At 45.6% G+C, this 20,646-nt stretch carries 15 protein-coding genes; 2 read left to right on the forward strand and 13 right to left on the reverse strand.

The annotated features are described in order from the left end of the window. Positions 1–9: 9 nt before the first annotated feature. The 6 genes from NIASO_RS14210 to NIASO_RS14235 all read right to left on the reverse strand — a co-directional run bounded on the left by NIASO_RS14210 (position 10) and on the right by NIASO_RS14235 (position 10,353). Positions 10–921: a glycerophosphodiester phosphodiesterase family protein gene (locus tag NIASO_RS14210; protein ID WP_008586894.1), complete on the reverse strand. Its 912-nt coding sequence runs from the start codon at positions 919–921 to the stop codon at positions 10–12. A gap of 281 nt (positions 922–1,202) precedes the next feature. Further along, the gene (locus NIASO_RS14215) at positions 1,203–1,895 is read right to left on the reverse strand and encodes a GDSL-type esterase/lipase family protein (RefSeq protein WP_008586896.1); all 693 of its coding nucleotides are present in this window, start codon (positions 1,893–1,895) and stop codon (positions 1,203–1,205) included. A 7-nt stretch (positions 1,896–1,902) separates the two neighbouring features. After that, a complete protein-coding gene (locus NIASO_RS14220) occupies positions 1,903–3,537 on the reverse strand; it encodes a DUF5689 domain-containing protein (protein WP_008586897.1) in 1,635 nt (544 codons plus the stop codon). A 35-nt stretch (positions 3,538–3,572) separates the two neighbouring features. After that, complete coding sequence (locus NIASO_RS14225) at positions 3,573–5,144, reverse strand: SusD/RagB family nutrient-binding outer membrane lipoprotein (protein WP_008586898.1); 1,572 nt, start codon at positions 5,142–5,144, stop codon at positions 3,573–3,575. 107 nt (positions 5,145–5,251) lie between these two features. After that, positions 5,252–8,527: a SusC/RagA family TonB-linked outer membrane protein gene (locus NIASO_RS14230; protein WP_008586902.1), complete on the reverse strand. Its 3,276-nt coding sequence runs from the start codon at positions 8,525–8,527 to the stop codon at positions 5,252–5,254. Positions 8,528–8,778: 251 nt separating this feature from the next. Next, entirely contained in the window at positions 8,779–10,353 is a 1,575-nt protein-coding gene (locus NIASO_RS14235; protein WP_008586905.1) for a glycerol-3-phosphate dehydrogenase/oxidase, read from the reverse strand. 172 nt (positions 10,354–10,525) lie between these two features. Here NIASO_RS14235 and NIASO_RS14240 point away from each other — a divergent pair, with 172 nt between their 5' ends. Further along, positions 10,526–11,296: a DeoR/GlpR family DNA-binding transcription regulator gene (locus NIASO_RS14240; protein WP_008586907.1), complete on the forward strand. Its 771-nt coding sequence runs from the start codon at positions 10,526–10,528 to the stop codon at positions 11,294–11,296. Between the two features lie 17 nt (positions 11,297–11,313). Here the strand turns inward: NIASO_RS14240 and NIASO_RS14245 are convergent, their stop codons facing one another. Then, entirely contained in the window at positions 11,314–12,216 is a 903-nt protein-coding gene (locus tag NIASO_RS14245; protein WP_008586908.1) for a DUF6528 family protein, read from the reverse strand. Positions 12,217–12,260: 44 nt separating this feature from the next. After that, positions 12,261–14,543 (reverse strand): GH92 family glycosyl hydrolase, encoded by a 2,283-nt coding sequence (locus tag NIASO_RS14250; protein WP_008586910.1) that lies wholly within the window; start codon positions 14,541–14,543, stop codon positions 12,261–12,263. A 179-nt stretch (positions 14,544–14,722) separates the two neighbouring features. Here NIASO_RS14250 and NIASO_RS14255 point away from each other — a divergent pair, with 179 nt between their 5' ends. Beyond that, positions 14,723–16,270, forward strand: a complete 1,548-nt coding sequence (locus NIASO_RS14255; RefSeq protein WP_025298998.1) for a GH3 auxin-responsive promoter family protein — start codon at positions 14,723–14,725, stop codon at positions 16,268–16,270. A 257-nt stretch (positions 16,271–16,527) separates the two neighbouring features. Here the strand turns inward: NIASO_RS14255 and NIASO_RS14260 are convergent, their stop codons facing one another. From NIASO_RS14260 to NIASO_RS14280, 5 genes are all read right to left on the reverse strand, one after another. Then, entirely contained in the window at positions 16,528–16,851 is a 324-nt protein-coding gene (locus NIASO_RS14260) for an MmcQ/YjbR family DNA-binding protein (RefSeq protein ID WP_008586914.1), read from the reverse strand. Between the two features lie 187 nt (positions 16,852–17,038). Further along, positions 17,039–18,223 carry an MFS transporter gene (locus NIASO_RS14265; protein ID WP_008586917.1) on the reverse strand — a complete coding sequence of 395 codons (1,185 nt, stop codon included), beginning with the start codon at positions 18,221–18,223 and terminating at the stop codon, positions 17,039–17,041. A gap of 9 nt (positions 18,224–18,232) precedes the next feature. After that, on the reverse strand, positions 18,233–18,631 hold the full coding sequence (locus tag NIASO_RS14270) for a RidA family protein (RefSeq protein ID WP_008586918.1): 399 nt from the start codon (positions 18,629–18,631) through the stop codon (positions 18,233–18,235). A gap of 151 nt (positions 18,632–18,782) precedes the next feature. After that, complete coding sequence (locus NIASO_RS14275; protein ID WP_008586920.1) at positions 18,783–19,505, reverse strand: 3'-5' exonuclease; 723 nt, start codon at positions 19,503–19,505, stop codon at positions 18,783–18,785. A gap of 52 nt (positions 19,506–19,557) precedes the next feature. Further along, positions 19,558–20,637, reverse strand: coding sequence for a mannose-1-phosphate guanylyltransferase (locus tag NIASO_RS14280; protein ID WP_025298999.1), 1,080 nt, complete (start codon positions 20,635–20,637; stop codon positions 19,558–19,560). Positions 20,638–20,646: the final 9 nt, after the last annotated feature.

Here is a 20,646-nt window from a genome sequence, read left to right on the forward strand (position 1 = left end):
GGGATGACATTATTTCAACTGGTAAAACAAATCGGGATAATCGGTAATAATGCCATCCACACCCATATCGGCTAGCTTTTTAATTGTGGGCAAATCATTCACCGTCCAGGGTACTATTTTGATGTTGCGCTGATGACACTCTTTTACCAGCTCTGGTGTTACAATGGCATAATGCGGACTATAATATGCCGGCGTATAACCCAGGGCCTCCAATTGTTCAGCCAACGGGCGCTTTTCTTTATCATCCACTAAATAAGAAGTTTGCACCTGTGGGTATTTTTGATGCATTATTTTTAATGCCCGCACATCAAAACACTGGATAATAAGCCGTTTGCCAATATTAAACGGCAGGAGGGTTTGCATAGCCAGGTCTGTGAATTCCGCCACGGGCGGGCTGGTAACGCCATCACCTTTGGGGCTGGATTTAATTTCAATATTATATTGAATGGCGATGTCTTTCTTTTTAGCATAGGCCTCTGTGGTGGTGAGCAGCTCTTTTAACAGCGGCTTTACTGCGGCCATTTTTTTCTGGCGGGGCTCTGCCGGATAGAACTTTTTGCCTACATCATATTTTTTAATCGAATCGTAGGTCATGGTGTACAGGATCCGCTTTTTTGACTCCGCAGGGGTGAGGGTATCGCCCTCCGGTGTGGTGGTAAACCCGTAATTAAATGTAGCGTCGTGCGATACGATAACCTGTTTGTCCTTTGTTACCTGCATATCCATCTCCAGGGTGGTAACCCCCATATCTATGGCGTTCAGCATGGCAGGGATCGTATTTTCCGGCATCAGTCCGCGGCCACCGCGGTGCGCTTCCATATCCAGGTTTTTATAGGTTGGCGGAAGCTGGATTTTCTTTTGCCCGTACCCGGCCATTGTTACGGCCAGCAGAAGCGCGACGCTAAAAATTGTTTTTTTCATTTGGTACTATTCATTATTTATGACATTGAAAGAAAGATCTGTTCGTCTGAGATCCCAATAAAAGAATTTAAGTTCTTTGAAACGACAAGTTATTATTCGTCGCCTCGTGTTATTTATTTGCGTTACGAAAACAATGTGTTCATAACATAATATTCTTTCGTCACCCTGACCGGCGTTCGGACGGGGGTCTCTCACTTCCCGGGCAGTCCGGCATCACAGGGATGCCTCGGCTCTCCCGATAAATCGGGATTGCGCCCGGCATGACGAATGTATAATTGCATTTATAAATACTTTCCGTCTTTTAAAATTTTTGACCACAGTTTATATCCGTTAATATTCAGATGCAGGCCGTCATAAGTAAGATCTTTGTTCAGCTTACCGTCCTTTAGAAAATGCGGGTGCAGATCGATGACGGTTATCGCCTCATCCTTGCCCAGTTTCTTAAGCCCTTCATTTACGGCGGCTATATGTTCATCTTTCCCGTAATGACCTTTTTTGGGCGGAATATCTGCGTTCACAGGAAGCACGGTCTGAAAATAGATTTTTGTAGCCGGGCTTTCCTTTTTGATCTGGCGGATGATGCGTTTATAGTTATTTAAGATCACTGCATCCGGAACATTGCGGGAGATATCATTAGTGCCGATCAGAATAAAGACCTTTTGCGGCTTGCCTTCCGTAACCTCGTGCAGGCGCTCCAGCACACCAAAAGTGATGTCGCCGCTGATGCCCCGGTTCTTGCATTCGGGGTTTTGAAATAACTCTTCCCAGTCGATACCGGCAGTAATACTGTTACCCAAAAAGATAATATCTTTTGACGAATTGGGAAAGGCATTAAACTGGTCCACCCGCAATTTATAACTGCCCGGGCGGTAAGTGCTGTCCCAGGCAGGGGATTGGGCGTTGCTTCCGACGGCGCTAAACACACAGGCCAGGATAAGGCCTGTGTGTAAGGTTTTTTTTAATTTAAGTTTCATTGATTATTTATTCTACTATTCTTGTAATAAGCGAATCATTGGGACCGCCACGGCCCGGTTCTATATCGGCAATGGTAGCCGCAGTGTGGGTATCGTCTGTTGCCTGAAATAATTCTATTGGTGTCTGCTTCCTTGCGCTGGTCCACCGATGCAAGGTAATATTATAAACCCCTCCCATCATATTGAACAACCCGGCATCAGTAGCCGCAACCGGGTGCGCCGCATTTATCGCATAGGGCATATTAGTGGTATTACCTGGTGAGCGATAATACAGATAGGGCAGAATCACCGGCTTGTAGGTGCTTTGATCAATACCCACTGAGAACATAGAATACCAGTCGTTATTACAGATCCGGTAACCCAGTATCGGGTTTTTGGAAGGATCGTAAATAGAAGTGGTTCCGCCGGAAGCTACAAATAACACGTCTTCCGGAACTGATTTCTCGTTAACTGTGGTCCCTTTAAACAAGGCGACACCGCAGGTGTTCCCGCTATTCGGAAAGGGGCCGCTGGTTGAAAAGGCACTTGCGCGGAACAAGCCGCCATCACCCTTATTGGTAGCGCTGGTTGAATAGGTCTTTTGATACCAATTCGTTCCTGCCGGGAAAGAAACCGTACCCGCATTGCCATTGATTTTTTTGCCCTGGAAACCGAAGTAAAAGAATTGCCCTTTTAATACAGAGCCAGATGTAATGTTCCACTTAATAGTCCGCTGTCCTCCGGTGGCCCAACCGTTATCCAGCGCAGGGGTAGACGCGCCAGGGTTGGCACAGAAAACAATGCTGTAGGGTGTTACAGCGAAGTTGATGTCTTTGGTGGCGATCATCTGCACGTATTCGTTACCACCATCGCCGCCCTTGGGATCGCCCATGAATCCGGAAATAAGGAGGTCCTGTTCAGAAGATCCCATATTCACTATGTCATCTGCATCTCTTGTTCTTAATTGTATCGATCCCTTTTCCGTAGCAAAAGGTATTCCTACATAAGCCGCTAAACTGAATGGGGCATTATTAGCATAACTTACGCTGGGATCGGTATAAAGTGTCAGATCGGCAAAACCATCATTAATTGTTTTAACGCCGCCGATTCCCTCCCCGGCCGGTAATGTGGGATTGAAGCTGGATTTATTAACGATACACAGGGAACTTTCGTAATTGTTAGGATTCGCCAGCAGCTCTGCTGTGGTTATCGCATTTGTGTTGACTTGTCCTTTTCCCTTGGATTCAATTTTAGCGTCTGTTACACCAACAATAGTTAAAATGCCGTTCTTTCTGGTTAAAGTAGCGCCGTCAATATTGATCATTAACGAATCCCCCGGGTGGTAATTAGCGGCAGTGGCGCCCAGGTCTATGGCAATGCCCCGTAACATATTAAGGCGGCGGCTGTCCTGCACTACCAGCAATCCATCCGGGATATTTTTTTCAGTGTGATCCGATATTACCACCGCAGCCAGCCGGGCGCCGCCATACAGCAGGTCCTTAGTAAGCGTTACATCCTGGCCGTTGTACAGCAAGCGTACATCCAGGGCGGAAATTACATCGTAGGGCACTCCGCCCGGATAATTTTCGTAGGTATTTTTGGTGCAACTGTTGATTGCTGCAGCTATGCTTAACACCAAAAGGAGATTGAATATATGTTTCATCAGTAACTTTTTTATAGATTCTTTAATACTAGCCCTTAAGGCTTCTGCCACCATACGTTGGTATTGATCTGATCCGGACCCTGGGCGGCAACAGCCGTTTTATAATTGGTGGGATTGGCAGATTGTACATAAACAGGATACACCAAACGGGCTGGCATTACACCGCCATTTTGCAAGCCGGGCAATTCAGATAAATGCAGGTTTGGATAGCCTGTACGCCGGTATTCAAACCATTGCTGCAGATCCGTCAGGAACAGCGCGTAGTATTTTTGCCCATGTATCAACTCCATTTTCCGGTCAAAAGAGAGGTCATTGCTCCAAACAACACTACCGGCAGCCAGGTTATCAAGATGATCCGCAAATTCGGAAGAAGTGATGTCCTCCGGAAAATTGGGAACCCAGTAGTTAATAGCGGAAGCAATACCCTGATAAAAATAATCTCTGGGGTTGCCGCCGATCCAACCTTTTAATGCTGCTTCGGCCAGTATAAACTGTACTTCTGCATATTGCATTATGATCCCTGTCCAGGGGTTCTGCTGTAATGACCATACGCCGCCGGTGCTTTTATCGTCATAACTTTGAAAATAACAACCCTTGGGATCGGCATGGCCGGGAATGTACCCGCTTGATACCCCGCGCCAACCGCCGCCGCTGGCCTGTGCAATACCCAGGCGGCCAATGCTTCCCGACCCATACGGTTTGGCAGAAGTAATTCTTGGGTCGGTCCAGGTAATCAAACTATCCAAAAAATAGCTGCAGATTGCCGGTGTCCTGAAATCCTGCACCCGCACGTTATACACATAGGGCGAAGTATAAGGGTCCGTACTGCTGGTTTGCCCGGTCCAAAGCACCCTGGCACAATCGGCGTTGGAGGTCATGATGGGGTAAGTTGCAGGATCCTGAACAATTTGTTTTATCTTATCCTGGCATTGCTGCGCCACCTCGGCCTTTCCTGATATGCGGAGCAGCAATCTTAAGTACAAAGAGTTTCCGAATTTTCTCCATTTTGAAAGATCTCCGTTATAAACCGGGTCACTTGTTACAACAATGGCCTGGTTTTTAGCCAGCAACTCATTTGCCTCTTCCAGTTTTTTAAACAGGCTTTGATAAATGTCCTTCTGCCGGTCAAAAACGGGTTGCACATTTCCTTCCTTGCCCTGAAGCGCTTCCGTGTAGGGAATATCGCCATAAGTGTCCGTTAAATTCGCAAATACCCACGCTTCACAGATCCGGGCAATACCCTGGTAAGAAGTATTAATGCTATCACCGCTGCTTGACAGGCTGTCCACACTTCTGAAGTTGGTGAGCTGCACATACCAGGCATTCCATAAATAATCGGACTGGCTGGCCCTGAAAGCATAGCGGAATACTGTATTTTCCCCGTCGCTGATGCTAACCGTAACCTGCATCAGTTCATTTGTAAAGCTCCGGTTCCTTGTCATGCCCGGCCAAAGAGCATTTACCAGCGCAGGCGCCAGTATCTGGCTGGAGGAAGTGTGCAGGATATTAATGGGATCTATATTTAGCTTTTCGAATCCTTTTTTGCAGGAGTACATTGCTGACACCAACAACAATAATAAGGAGCCGATAAAAAATTGTTTTTTCATGTGTATTTTTTATTGATTTTGGTCACATGGAATTTTGTATAAAAATTTTCATCGCCTTGCGCATGAATTTGCTCGAAAATTTTTATAGTCATTTCATATTAAAAGAATTAAAGTCCGATAGATAAATTAAAACCAACACTGCGTGTAGACGGAAACTGGCCTACCTCAAACCCTCTTACGATATCTGATCCGCTGAGGGTACCAAATTCAGGATCAAAAATTGGCCAGGGCGACCAGATGAACAGATCACGCCCGTAAATACCAAGGGTGGCTGTTTTTAGTCCGACCTTCTTCAACAGTTTTGCGTTGAAAGAATAATAGAGCGTGGCTTCCCGGAATTTAATAAAATCGGTACTGAACGTACTTCCTTCTGCGTTAAGGGATCCCATACTGTTTTGATAGTACTGATCCACGTCATAGGCCACCACATCATTTTTGCGATAACCGGTAACCTCGCCTTTATCATTCAGCACTTCCAACACGCCATTGCCAATAATGCCATTATAACGACCCGGCAATGTGACAGCCAATTTACCCTGTTCCACCATTTTATAGTGGGTCAGCGAATAGGCTACAGCGCCGGCCTGTGCATCAAACAATAGTTTTAAACTAAATTGCTTATACCGGAAATTGTTACCCAGGCTCACTTTATACTTGGGTGTTGTATTGCCTAAATAAATAATATTGCTGGTGATTTTAGGGAACCCGGTAACGGGATCAAAGATGACCTGCCCATTCGGGCTGCGCTGGTAGCCCAAGCCATATAGATCACCCATACTTCCACCAATAGTAGCAACGATCTGGCCACTGGCGATCTGCCCGGCCCGGAGCAAAACGGTGCTGTCCGGCATAGACATGATCTTGTTTTTATTGAACGAATAGGTGGCAAACACTTCCCAGTTAAATCCATTTTTGTTTACAATGGGCTTTCCGTTTAATGACAATTCAATACCATTATTATTAACTCTGCCTGCGTTAATAATGGCATAATCATAACCGGAAGACCGGTCCAGGGTTCTTGTCAGGATCTGGTTCTGGGTGTTTCCCCAATAAAGCGCCAGGTCAAATCCCAAGCGGTTTTTGAACAATTGCACTTCCGCTCCCAATTCAAAGGTTGTGGTTTTCAGCGGCTTCAGGTTGTCGTTTGGCAATGTCCTCGGATTGGATACCGCGCTGTCCGGATACAGGCCGTTATTAACAGCAAGCGGATAGGTATACGCCGTTCTGTAAGGTGTGGTAGCGCCGCTTCCTACCTGCGCTATAGAAGCTCTTAGTTTGGCATAACTGATAGCCGTCGGCAATTTTGTAACATCAGATAGGACAAAACTGGTATTTAACGAGGGATAAAAGAAACCCACATTATCAGTCCGGTTCGGGGTGGCCAGTACACTGTTCCAGTCCTGCCTACCGGTAACCTCTGCAAACAGATAGTTCTTATAGCTAAAATTAATAAGGCCGTAAATACTATTGATCTGATAACGGCTGGTATCAGGATAAAAGGTCAGTCCATATAGGTTGTTATTCAGGTCGTAAATACCCGGATACGGAGAAGGGTGCAATGAGTCCAGTTTGGGGAATTTTAAACCGTCGGCCCGTTTATCTGTTTTGTCGTATTCATTTTTCAACTGGCTTCCTCCCAACGACACGCCGAACTTAACATTGTCAGACAGGCTCTTATTGTACCGGGCAAGAAAATCATAACTCACTTCCCGGGTATGAATATTTTGTTTTCTAATAGAACCATATGGCAAACGGGAGCCCGCGTCATAAGGGCGATCCTGCTCACGCTTATCATAGGACCAGTCCAGGTTTCCGCGCACCATCAGGCTCAGCTCCTTTGAAAACTGATAGTTTAACTGCACGTTGCCCGTTACATTTTGCCTTCTTGTTTTATTTATAAATTCGTTTACAATAGCAAACGGGTTTTCCGGAAAAGAAGAGTACGGGTAACGGATTCTTTTGTACATACTGTCTGAACTATAAGAGCTTCCCGGGGTACCCATCCAGTAGTTCCGCAACCAGTTATAATCTGCATTGGGCTGCCAGAATATATACCAGTACATAAGCGACTGGTTACCATAACCCGCTCCCGGGAGATTGTCGCTGCTCCTGAAGCCATAGTTCATTTTAGTTGACAACTTCAGCTTTTTGGTAATATCGGTATTCGTTGTAATACTTGCAGAATTGCGCTTGAACCCGGTATTAGGAACAATCCACTTGTTATCCTGGATCGAGCCGGTAATGCGAAAAGCGGTTGACAACAATTTGCCACTCACACTCAAATTGTTAGTAAGGTTTTTTCCTACATCCCAGAAATCATCAATATTCTTGTACGCCACCCAGGGGGTTGCTACGGTATCCCTCGTTTGGGTAACGGGGTTATACTGGTAAAATAACTGTCCGTCAAACTTAGGTCCATAAGCTGAGCTGGAGGAACTGTTTGCAGACCGGCCAAAGTCATAATCCAGTTGTCCATCCAACCCAAGTCCATATTCATACTGCCGGTCAACGGTCCTGTTCAGGGATTCCATCGATCCGTTTGAAGTAAACTGGATCCGAAACTGCCCGTTCTTTTTTGCCGCTGCTGATTTTGTGGTAATGACGATAGCCCCGTTAGCGCCCCGCTGCCCATATAAGGCGGCCGCAGCCGGGCCTTTCAATACGGTTACGCTTTCAATATCATTTGGGTTAAGGTCATTTACAGCGCTTCCGTAGTCAGCCGGCAGGTTATCACTGCCTGTTGCGTATACATTATCCGATCCATTTGCAGAGCGCCTGCCGCTACTGCTACTAATTACCACTCCATCAACAATGATCAGGGCCTCATTATCACCGGTAAGGTTATTCTCACCACGCAGAATAATTTTATTAGATCCCGCCGGGCCGGAGCCGGAGCGTATCAGGCTTAAGCCGGCAACCTTCCCCGAAAGAGCATCCGTCCAGTTAGTGGATACAGCCTCTGTCAGTTGGGTACTGTCAATTTTTGTAACAGCATACCCTAAAGCTCGATCCTGCTTTTTAATCCCCAGCGCGGTGGTTACCACCACTTCATCTTCCTGCTTGCTATTACTTTCCAAAAGTACGTTTATGGAAGCTTGCCCACTGTATTTCCGGTCTGTGGCTTTATATCCCACGGCAGAAAAAGTCAGCACCTCACCAGTTGTTGTAGCAATAGAGTAGTGCCCCTCCGCATTGGTAGTGGTACCCCTGGAAGTTCCTTTGATTAATACCGTCGCATTAGCAATCGGTTCGGTTGTTTCTTTGGAAGTAACCATCCCGCTTACCGTTCTCCGCTGCGCCATTCCTATAAAGGGTAACAGCAGCAGCAGCAGCACTGCCAGCAGGAAGTTGCTTTTTTTGTTCCGGATTCTATTTTTTCTCATTTTGATTGTTTTCTACTTATATAATGGTCATTTATTCAAAAGGATGCCGCCCGGCTTTGCTATAAAGCTGGTATCCGCTATTGAATTTGTTATTTGTTGATTTTCCCGCGAAACAGGCTGCCGCAAAGAGGTCGCAAATATATTGCGCAGCCCTTAAGCGTAACCCGGCGAACCGTTTTGTTAACCAAAACATAATCTATCCCGCATTTTGCATTTTGAGAATCAGGTTTCATATAGCTTTTCGTTGTTTGTTAGTTTAATAAATATTGCTGCGCCAGCTCCCTGAATTGTACAGTTTCATTCTGAATCCAATCGTCATCTCTGTTTAACGCAGCAGCCATGATTGTTGCTACCTCCTGGCAGATCCTGATACTTTCCCTTGCATCTAAAAAAAGTGCCCGGGTGCGCCGTGCTAGAAAATCCTCCACCGTACGGGCCATTTCATGCTGCACAGCCCATACTACCTGTGCTTTATCGATCCTAAGCTTGTCGCTGATGCGTTGTTCCTCGCTTGCTGTCTTCGCGCCTTCCGCATCACTTCCATAGAAATAGTAGGGGTCTTCCCAATTCATCCCTTCTTTATATCCATGAATTTTCAAATGCGGGGTTCTTGTTTTGGTAAGCGGCCAGTTTAATTTTTTTTCAATAGCATCCACCATATCTTCCCCCATCTTTCTATAGGTGGTCCATTTACCCCCGATAATGGTAAACAGGTTCGTGGGGCTGATAATAATTTTATGGCTGCGCGATATTTCTTTTGTTTTCTGGGCGCCTTCTTTTGGAGCCGCCAGAGGACGTAAGCCCACAAATACGCTTTGCACGTCTTTCCTGCAAGGCTTTTTTACAAGATAATTTCCCACCGTATTTAAAATGAAGGTAATTTCCTTCTCAAGCGGCCTGGGCTCCATAGAAGGAACGCCCACCGGAGTGTCTGTTGTACCCACCACCACTTCATTATGCCAGGGAACAGCAAACAGCACCCGCCCGTCGTTCGTTTTGGGAATCATCAGCGCCTCGGCAGAAGAAAAAAAGGTTTTGTTTAAAACAAGGTGTATCCCCTGACTTGCCACCACGCTTTTGGGGGCCGCCGGGTCTTCCATTTTTAAAATAGCGTCAACAAATACGCCGGTGGCATTTACCACTGCCTTTGTTTTTATTTTATACGAAACGCCTTGTTCCATATCTTCGGCTTCCACAACGGTGTGCCCCTTCGCATCGGGTTTTTCAAGCCCCAATACTTTCATATAGTTTATTGCCACACCCCCTTCCTCAATAATTGTTTGCGCCAGGTTTATCGCAAGCCTCGAATCGTCAAACTGTCCGTCGTGGTATAAAACACCGCCGGTAAGTTTTTCCTGATTTATTCCCGGCAATGCTTCCAGCGCTTTTTTACGGGAGATAAAATAAGAGCGCCCCAGCGACAGCCGGCCGGCGATCCAATCATATAATTTTAATCCAATGGTATATTTTAGCCGGTCTGTAAAAGAATAAACCGGGATAATAAAGGTTTGATTTTTTACCAGGTGCGGAGCGTTCTGCAGTAAGAGCCCCCGCTCAATGCTCGCCTCCCTTACCAACCCTACATTGCCCTGTGCCAGGTAACGAACGCCGCCGTGTACCAACTTGGTGCTGCGACTTGAAGTTCCTTTTGCAAAATCCGACTGTTCCAGCAATAATGTTTTATACCCCCGGGTAACCGCCTCCAGGGCTGTTCCCAATCCCGTAGCCCCACCACCAATAACAACTACATCCCACAGCACATCCTTTGCTGTGGCTGCTTTTAGCAACGAAATCCGCTCCGTTTTCATTTTTATCCCCTGGTTCACGCTGAGTTTTTTTAACGACAAGTATTGGTTGACTCAAATCAAAAAGCAACAATTCGAAAGCAATTATAATTAAAAATACCAAAAAAACGAAACACTTGACAAATATTTCTTAAGAAATTTAAATTTTTTTTGCTTTCCGTTTTTGTGTCGATAATGTCTACTTTTGCCAGATATGAGCACATTAGTTGAGCGTCACCAACATATACTGGAGGTGTTAAAGGAAAAGGGAACCGTCCTGGTAGGGGATCTTTGCCAGGATTTGAACGTTTCTTCTGTAACCATTCGAAAGGATTTGCAATTTCTGGAGGACAAAAACAAATTATTTCGGACACACGGAGGAGCTACTTTGACCAACCCCTATATTGGCGATCGACCTGTGATTGAAAAAGTTGCCATACAATCGGCCGAAAAAGAAAAAATTGGTCAATACGCGGCTGGTTTAATAGAATATAATGATAGTATATTGATTGCTTCGGGCACTACTGTATTTTATCTTGCGAAAAATATACAACCGAAAGGAAACGTAACTGTTTTAACCAGCGCACTAAATGTGGCCATTGAGATCGCCCATCACCCGGGCATAGAAGTGATTCAGTTGGGAGGCATTATGAGAAAAACATCCTCTTCAGTGACCGGTCTGTATGCCGAGAAAATACTCGAAGATTTTTCCTGCAGCAAACTGTTTTTAGGGGTGGATGGCATCGACCTGGAATTTGGGCTTACCACCACAAGCATGCAGGAGGCACAACTGAATAAAAAAATGATCATGGCTGCGCGCAAAACTATTGTACTGGCCGATTCCAGCAAATTTGGCAAGCGCGGCCTTGGAAAAATCTGTACGCTGGAGGATATTGAACAGATTATTACAGATAGCAATATATCTCAACATACCGTAGAGCAACTGGAGGCAAGAGGGGTTGAGGTAACGGTACTCCCCCTTTAAACGGATGGCTTTTTTTCTTATCGCGCCTCCGGTGCAATACGCACTTTATATAACCGCACGTCCGGCAGGTTAAGCACTTTTTCAGGGTTTTTAGCATAAATATGAAAAGTCCACCAGCTCTCTTCGGCCTTCGTATAAACAAGCATCCCTGTTTTTTTATCCAGGTTTACAGACTTTACGTTCGGAACTTTTTCCAGTGGTTTAAAAACGGTATAGCTGCCGGCGGCGATATCAAAGATCCATACATCATTGTGGGCAGAAACCAAAAGGTGGTTCCCATCAATCAGCGAAAGATCATGCCCACCTACATCCGGAAGCACCCAGGTCTGCGTTTTTACTAACCGGGGATGCGTCCGGTCCGCCGCATCCAATTTGTAGGCCCTTAGTTCATTAAACCCCAAGACAAATAATTGCTGTTTCTGATTATTCCACACGGCGCCGTGACCCGAATAAAGAGTGTCTTTAAATAAGACTTTTTCCGGCTGATCGTAGCGGTATAACTCCAGGCTGTTACCCTGAGGGTGGGTCGAGTTTGCCACTGCCAGGTAGCCGCCCGGTAAAACAGCGGCGGAGTGGGCCATCGGCGTATGCGCATAAAACTCCACTTGCTTTGTAGCAATATCTACCAGGATGGTGGCCCCCCCGGAAGAAGTAAGCAGCAATTTCCGGTTGTCCAGTACCGGCTTACAGTCGTCCAGCGGATGCAATAGTTTACGATACTCCGCCGGCAGCTCCGTTGCTTCTTTATTATCCCAGGACCATAGGATAACCGGGCGCCCATTTTCTGAACGCGTCGGGTCAAGGACCAGGGCTTTATCATCTCCGCAGGTAACCCAGGAACCCGGTGGAATCTGTTTTAACTCCTGGGCAAACAGGATTCCCTGATAAAAAAGCGCCGTTAACAACAAAATTCGTTTCATGTTTCGTTTTATTTTCCCCGCAGGGATTTTGATCAAATTTATTATCAGTGTTTAGATGACATCACAAATTCTAAAACACCGCCACCCAGTATGGTGCTGTGTTTTAGAGTAGTACCCTTAAACTCTTTTCCATTTAGCAATACCCTGGATACATATACATTTTTATCCCCCTGATTTTTTACATCAATGGTGAAGGTTTTCCCATTCTCCAATTGTAATATTGCTTTTTTTATCGCGGGGCTTCCCAACTGATAATCATCCGATCCGGGGGCAAAGGGATAAAAGCCCAACGTGCTGAAGATATACCAGGCGCTCATTTGCCCGCAATCATCATTACCGCCCAAACCGTCCACATCGGGTTTATATTGCTTTTTTAAGATCATGCGCACGCGCTCCTGTGTTTTCCAGGGCTGGTGAGCAAAATTGTACAGGTACGCTACATGATGGGAGGGTTCGTTACCATGCACATAATTGCCAATGATCCCGTCACGGGTAATGTCTTCTGTTTCCTCAAAAAATTTATCCGGCAAATGCATGGTAAATAAAGAATCGAGATGCGGTATAAATTTTTTTTCGCCGCCCATTGCAGCAATCATCCCTTCCGGATCCTGGGGTACAAACAAACTGTAGTTCCAGGCATTCCCTTCAATAAATCCCTGCCCGTTGGTGGACAGTACATCAAACTCTTTCCGGAAACTGCCGTTGCTTAACCGCGGGCGCATATAACCAATAGAAGCATCATAAACATTTTTCCAGTTTTGAGAACGTTTCAAAAAGGTGTTGTATACATCCATCCGGCCCAGTTTTTTTGCTGCCTGCGCAATGCTCCAGTCGTCAAAAGCATATTCCATCGTGGTTGATACGGAATTAGGCCGAATGTCATCCGGCACATAGCCCCGCTTTATATACTCGCCCAACCCATCATAGTAGGAAACATTTGCGGTTTGTATACAGGCGTCCAATGCCTTATTGGCGTCGAAAGTGTTCGTTCCTTTTACAATAGCATCGGCAATAACCGCTACACTATGATAACCGCTCATGCACCAGTTCTCATTGGCATAATGACTCCATACCGGCAGCATCTTATGCACACTTTGCTCCTGGTGCGCCAGCATGCTTTTGATCATATCATTGTTCCGTTTGGTCTGGATCAGGTTAAAAAGCGGATGCAGCGCCCGGTAGGTATCCCACAAAGAAAAAGTGGTATAGTTCGTAAACCCATCGGCTTTATGCACATTCTGGTCAAGCCCTTTATATTGGTTATTGTTATCCATATACACCGTCGGACTCAGAAATGCATGGTACATTGCTGTATAAAAGTTGGCCTTAGCATCTTTGTTCAACGTTTCTACTTTTATTTTGCTGAGCTCTTCATTCCATTTTTGTTCTCCCTGTTTTCTTATTGTGGCAAAATCATTACCCGGCGTTTCGATGCGCAGGTTTTCAATGGCATTCGCCGTGCTTACGGGCGACAATGCAAACTTGATCAGCAGTTTTTCATTTTCGCTTGTTTTAAAATCAAAATGAGCGCGGATCTGTTCGCCCGCCATTTCCGGAAAATTGTTCGACTGGTCGAATCGTTTGTAAAATCCTTTATAAGGGTAGGTCTTAAAATTGGCAAATCCATAGGAAGCGATCGGTTTTGAAAAGGTCATGGCAAAATATACAATCCGCGTACGCGCCCACCCGTTGGTTTGCCGGAAACCCGTAACCAGCGTATCATTTTCTACGCGAACAAAAGTCCATACATTTTTATCATCATAATTATAGATGCCGTGCATGAGGTCCAGGATAATATGCGCCTCGTCTGACTTTGGAAAAGTGTATTGATGCACGCCCACGCGGGTGGTAGTGGTCAGCTCGGCCATGATATTATCGTCCTCCAGCTTCACTTTATAATAATCCGGTGTGGCTACTTCGCTGGAATGGCTGTAACGGCTGCGGTAACCGGTTTCAGGTTGGGCTGCCGTTCCCGGATTTAGCTGCAATTTGCCGGTGGTGGGCATAATTAAAAAATCGCCCAGGTCCGAATGACCCGTTCCGCTAAAGTGGGTATGACTAAACCCAACAATTGTAGGATCGTCGTATTGATATCCTGCGCAATACTTATAAACATCTGCATTGTATTTCCCGTTTACGGAGTAGGGGAGTGTATCTGTATCCGGACTTAGTTGAACCGCACCAAACGGAACCGTTGCCCCCGGGTAGGTATGCCCCATTTTTTTTGTGCCGATCAGGGGATTTACGTATTGGGTATAGTTATCCTGTGCTACGGCGCATTGGGTAAGCAGCAGCGCAATAAGGCCGACAAACAATTGCTTTTTCATGTTGGTAAAATTAAGCGCAAACAACGTTCTTCAGATAACACTTTGTGCTTATTTCTTGTGTTTTTTGATTTTTTTGATGGTGCAGCGGAAGCGGCCCGGGCTCATAAAAGAGTACTCCAAATACGCTCCAATAAAACTCCCCCGTTTTTATTCCTTTGTGCTTATATTGCAGATTGCAAATGCCATTATTAAGTCCGGCAATATCATCATTAGCACGCATGCGTCAATGGCGCATTGATGGCTGGCGCGGCCACCCGTTAGATACACAGCGGGAGGTGCTGCAAAACCTGGCTACCTCCGCCCAGTACACAGAGTTCGGAAGAAAATACGGATTCAATCGTCTTTATAATATCCGCGATTTTAAGAAAGCAGTTCCTGTCCACGAGTACAACGATCTGAAACCCTATATAGAGCGTTGCATGAACGGGGAGCAGAACCTGCTTTGGAATTCGCCCATTGCCTGGTTCGCAAAAAGCAGCGGCACCAGTGGCGATAAAAGTAAATTTATCCCGATAAGTGAAGAAAGCCTGGAGGATTGTCATTACAAAGCGGCAAAAGATGTGCTGACGATGTACTACCAGTATAACCCGGATAGTACAATGCTTACCGGCAAAGGATTAGTACTTGGCGGAAGTCATAATATTAATGCAGTAAATGAAGAAGCACAGTTTGGTGATCTGAGTGCGGTGCTTTTACAGAATAGCCCGTTTTGGGGGCATTGGCTACGGACGCCGGAATTGAGCATTGCTTTAATGGATGACTGGGAAACGAAACTGGAAAAAATTGCCGCACAAACGATCGGTGAAAATGTAACTTCTGTAAGCGGGGTGCCCACCTGGACGTTGGTGCTGTTTAAACGGGTCCTTGAAATTACCGGGAAACAATCCATTGCTGAGGTTTGGCCGGGACTGGAATTATATATGCACGGCGGCGTTTCTTTCACTCCTTATAAAGAACAGTTTGAACAACTGATTGGGAAGAAGATCAATTACCTGGAAACCTACAATGCCAGCGAAGGCTTTTTTGGTGCACAGGAAATTCCCGGAGACGACGGCCTCCTGCTGTTTACAGATCATGGCATTTTTATGGAATTTATGCCGGTGAGCGAATACGGGTCGGCCGACCCCCAAACGATTGGCCTGCGGGATGTGGAACTGGGCACCAATTACGCCCCGGTCATCAGCACCAACGGCGGACTGTGGCGGTATTTGCTGGGCGATACCATTCAGTTTGTTTCAAAAGATCCGTTTAAAATAATTGTTTCCGGGAGGATCCGGCATTTCATCAATGCTTTTGGCGAAGAGGTAATCATCGACAATACAGATAAGGCAATACGCATGGCCGGCATGAAAACCGGCGCTGTGGTAAACGATTATACGGCTGCGCCGATCTATTTTTCCAACGAGGGAAATGGCGGGCACGAATGGCTGATCGAATTTGAAAAAGAACCGGAAGATCTTGCCGCTTTCACCGAAGCATTGGACCAATCATTACAATCAATCAACAGCGATTACGAAGCCAAGCGGCATAAGGATATTGCATTGCGGCTACCCGTTGTGCATGCACTGTCTAAAGGCTTTTTTATTGAATGGCTGCATCACAAAGGCAAGCTGGGCGGGCAACACAAGGTTCCGCGCCTTAGCAATGACCGAAAATTGCTTGAAGATATTCTGGCATTTTACAACGAGCAGCATCAGAGCCGGAGTGTTGTGTCAACTACAAATTAACGGCTTTATTTTTCCGCGCAGTAAACACATAAACTGATCAGTAGGCCGCCAATGCACGAATAGAACACAAATGCGCCTGCGGCGCATTTGTGTCTGTTTTCTTTGGAGACGACACAACAGCGAATTCATTCGTGCCTGCCCGTCCGGTTCAGGCGGGTATTGGTGGCGGTTTTTAAATTTGTGCGTTCGCCCTTATCTTTTCCCACATCCCGATTTATCGTAGAAAAATAAGATCGATCTGCGCCGTCTGAAGGTTATTAATGGATCTTCGCTACCAGCTTATAAGAATCGCTGATCCATTCTCTTAATAACTTATTAGACACCGTGCCGTCGACAATAATCGTATTCCAGTGTTTCTTATTCATATGGTAACCGGGTTGAACGGCGGTGTAGGTTTCCCTTAATTCGAGCGCTTTATCGGGATCGCACTTTACATTGAACTGCAGCGGATCTCCGCCCAGTCCCATGAGCAGGAAGATCTTTCCGCTCACTTTAAAGACAAGTGTTTCCGGACCAAAAGGAAAACTTTCTTCCACGCCTTTCTGTTGTAAACAGTACTCTCTGATATCTTCAATATTCATTTTCGCTTGAATTAATGTGTAAAGGTCTTCTTTTTTTTAAGATAAGATTTTTATTAGCCCCTCCAGGATTAATCTTTCGCTGGCAGGAATGAAACCCGGCGGGCATTCAGACGAGGGGCTGCGGTATACTATTGCTTATTTATCGGTAGCTTTTAAATGAAATCCTTGCGCCCTTCCGCCTTCGCCGTTAAGAATATTTCTCGCGTCTTTTATCCGTGCCTGCTAACAATAACCCGATGCTGCCAAAAACAAAAAAGCTGATGACCAATGGAGCAACGCTATGCTTCATCAACTGGTTAATAAAAGCCCCCAGGGATGCTCCTACAAAAAAGAAAATCGTTCCGGACACAGAGGCAGCCATGCCGGCCATCTGACCCATGGGCTCCAGAGCAAGCGCACTGCTATTAGGTTCTATAGCCAGGTTGATCGCCATTAATAGCCCCAGTACAACAAAAAAAGAAAGCATATCAGGCCGCCCTTCTTCAATAATAGTTACCACCAATAGGATGCCGGCCAGAAGGGCATATACCCGCAACAATAATAATATCGCACCTTTTGCCCCATACCGGACAGAAAGACGTGAATTAAATAAAGAACATAGCGCCATTGTTAAACCAATGGCCGCAAAGATCCACGGAAAGAGCCGCGGTCGCCCATAAATTACACCCACCATATGCTCGGAGCTGGAAACATAAGAACTTAGTGCAGCAAAAAGTAAGGTAGAAATAGTGGTATACCGGAGAAAGGTTTTGTTACTTATTATTTTTTTAAGCGTGCCGCCAATGGATGCCCAGTTCAGCACACTGCGTTCGTTTTCCGGAAGTGATTCCTTCAACCGCAACGACCACAGGAATACGATTCCTGCAAACAGGGGAGGCGTAAGGAAGACAGTCCGCCAGGATGCTACAGCAAGCAGAGCCATTCCAAGGAATGGTGCGAAAATCGGGGTGAAAAGAAAAATGGCAAAAATGAATGACATCGTCCGGGCCATCTGATCGCCCTTAAAACGATCGCGGACCCCCGCGATGGTGGTAGTAAATACCGCTGAGGCACCCATGCCCGCTACAAAGCGCGCGGCGCACATCCCTTCCAGGCTATGGGCATAGGTTGCAACAATGCCCCCGATGATGTATAAGGGAAACCCCGCTCTTAAAACAGGCAGGCGCCCGAAGCGGTCTGAAAGTATTCCGAAAATTAGCTGGACCACCTGACCCATAAAAAAGAAAACAATAATATTGGAGGTTGCCGTTGAGCCGGGGCTAAGGCCCCAGTATTGCCTCAGTTCACCCAATGCCGGTAACATGATGTCGATACCCAGCGCGGTCAGCATCATGGTACAGGCAGATAAGGCAATATATTCTGCACGTTTCATTCAGCGGTATCAGGTATTTTCAACAACCGGTAAAATAGCAGTCGCTTCTATTTCTATTAAATATTCCACATCAATAAGACGGCTTACTTCTATCATGGAGGTACAGGGTCTTATGTCTTTAAACCAGGCTCCATGCGCCTTCCCGTATTCCTGCCAGCGGCTGATATCGGTAACAAACATTCTTGTGCGTATAACATCTTTCATTGTGGCTTCTGCAGCTATCAACACTTTTTCTATCTTTTCCAGGATATAATACGTTTGTGCATAGGCATCCCCCGGGCCTACAATATTATTCTTTTCATCCGTTGCAACCGTGCCGCTTACCTCAATCAAATTGCCCACTTTAACCGCACGGCTGTATCCTACAATATCTTCCCAAACGGCTCCCGATGAAAAATTTTGTCGCATCGCTATTACTTTTCCTCCAATTTAAAGAGTTTAAAAATTGTATTCTAGGATTAAAGTTCCCGCATTCCGACAATTGCCCGGAGCAAACTATCGCAGATGAGGGAAAAAATCTCTGCGAGATCCGCGGGAAAATAATTTTTTAGCCAGCACTTTATTTGTACTCAATATTCTTTTCTTCAATCAATACCTCCCCGCTCATCCGCAGGAAGATCTGGGCCACGGTTACCACATCTTTCTGACAATAGGTAACAATACGTTCGATGTTTTTTTCATTGTAATAAACGCTCGCTACCATGCTTCCATCAATATCATCCTTAGGCGTAGGCACATCCAATGCATGAGCTAACAAGTTTAAAGAAGTATAACTTTTAAAATCGCCAAACTTCCAAAGCTCCATAGTGTCCAGGTGGTTTACTTCCCAGGGTTTTTTCCCCGCAGTATTGAGGATAACCGGCAGGGGAAGCCCATTGATGAGCATCCGCCGGCATAAATAAGGAAAATCAAATTCCTTCCCGTTATGCGCGCAAAGATAGCGTTGCTCATTGGCAGTGAATTTCTGCAACATCTCCGAAAAGCCGGTCAGGAGTTGCTTTTCATCATCTCCATAAAAAGATTTCAAAACCATTTTCCGGTTATTGGTTGCCCCCTGTACCACCCCGCAACTGATGCAGATGATCTTTCCAAATTCTGCGTAGATGCCGGCCCGTTCATATACTCCCTCCGGCGTTTCTTCATCGCGGTTCCGGATCAACGCGCCGGCCTTTCGTTCCCACAAATGTTTCCAGGCCTCCGGCACATCGCTGAACGCGGGGTATTGCGGCACCGTCTCAATATCTAAAAAAAGCAGGCTGTTTATTGCATATTGTGTTAGCATATGATATAACGTTTTAAGTCTGTTTAAATATCATCATTCAAAAACAATCGCGTTAAAGGTATTTTTCATCTTTGTTTCTTTTCACATCTGCCACATAATCTTTTATTTCCTGCTCCTTATCTTTCCTGCAAATTAAAAGAACATCTTTGGTGTCCACCACAATAAAGTCTTCCAGGCCCTGTAACAGCACCAATTTATCATTGGGTACATGCACCACGCTGTTGTGGGTGTCATAAACCATCACCTCGTTACCCACTACGGCATTGTCAAAATAATCCTTATTCATGTTATCATACACACTGTTCCAGGTGCCCAGATCGCTCCAGGTAAAGGAAGCAGGGATCACATAAACATTCGGCGCTTTTTCCATAATGCCAAAATCGATGGAAATACTCGGACATTGCGAATAGATCTCTTCTATTATTTTTTTTTCCTCCGGCGTATTAAATTTTTCAATTTCTGCAGCAAAAACCTCGTGCACTTCCGGAAGAAATTTTTCAAATGCAGCCAGAACGTTTTTTACCTTCCAGGTAAAAATGCCGGAGTTCCAAAGAAAATCTCCGCTTTTTACAAACACCTTCGCCAGCTCCAGGTTGGGCTTTTCTGTAAAGGTTTTTACTTTATAAATACCCGGCGCCGCCTCCATCGTATCATGCTGAATATAGCCATAGCCCGTATTAGGGGTTCTGGGTTTAATGCCCAGGGTCACCAGTGCGTTTACCGATTCAACAAACTGTAACGCATTCTCTGCCGTTTCCCCAAAAGCATCGTCTTCTAAAATAAGATTATCGGAAGGTGCCGCGATCATAATAGCATCGGGATCTTTTTTAAAGATCTTGAACGCGATATAAGCAATGCAGGGTGCTGTATTCTTTCTAAACGGCTCGGCAACTATATTTTCCTGTGGAAGATCCGGTAATTGCTCCGCAACGATATCTGTATACTCATCCGAAGTAACTACAAAAATATTCTCGGCGGGAACAATTTTATTATACCGGTGAAAAGTAGACTGGATAAGGGTTTTACCCGTGTTGAGGATATCTAAAAACTGTTTGGGATAATTGGTTCTGCTTTTAGGCCAGAACCGGCTTCCGATGCCTCCGGCCATTATTGCAACATATCGGTTACTCATTTTCTTTAA

Origin of the sequence: Niabella soli DSM 19437, assembly GCF_000243115.2 — a bacterium.
Classification (GTDB): Bacteria; Bacteroidota; Bacteroidia; order Chitinophagales; family Chitinophagaceae; genus Niabella; species Niabella soli.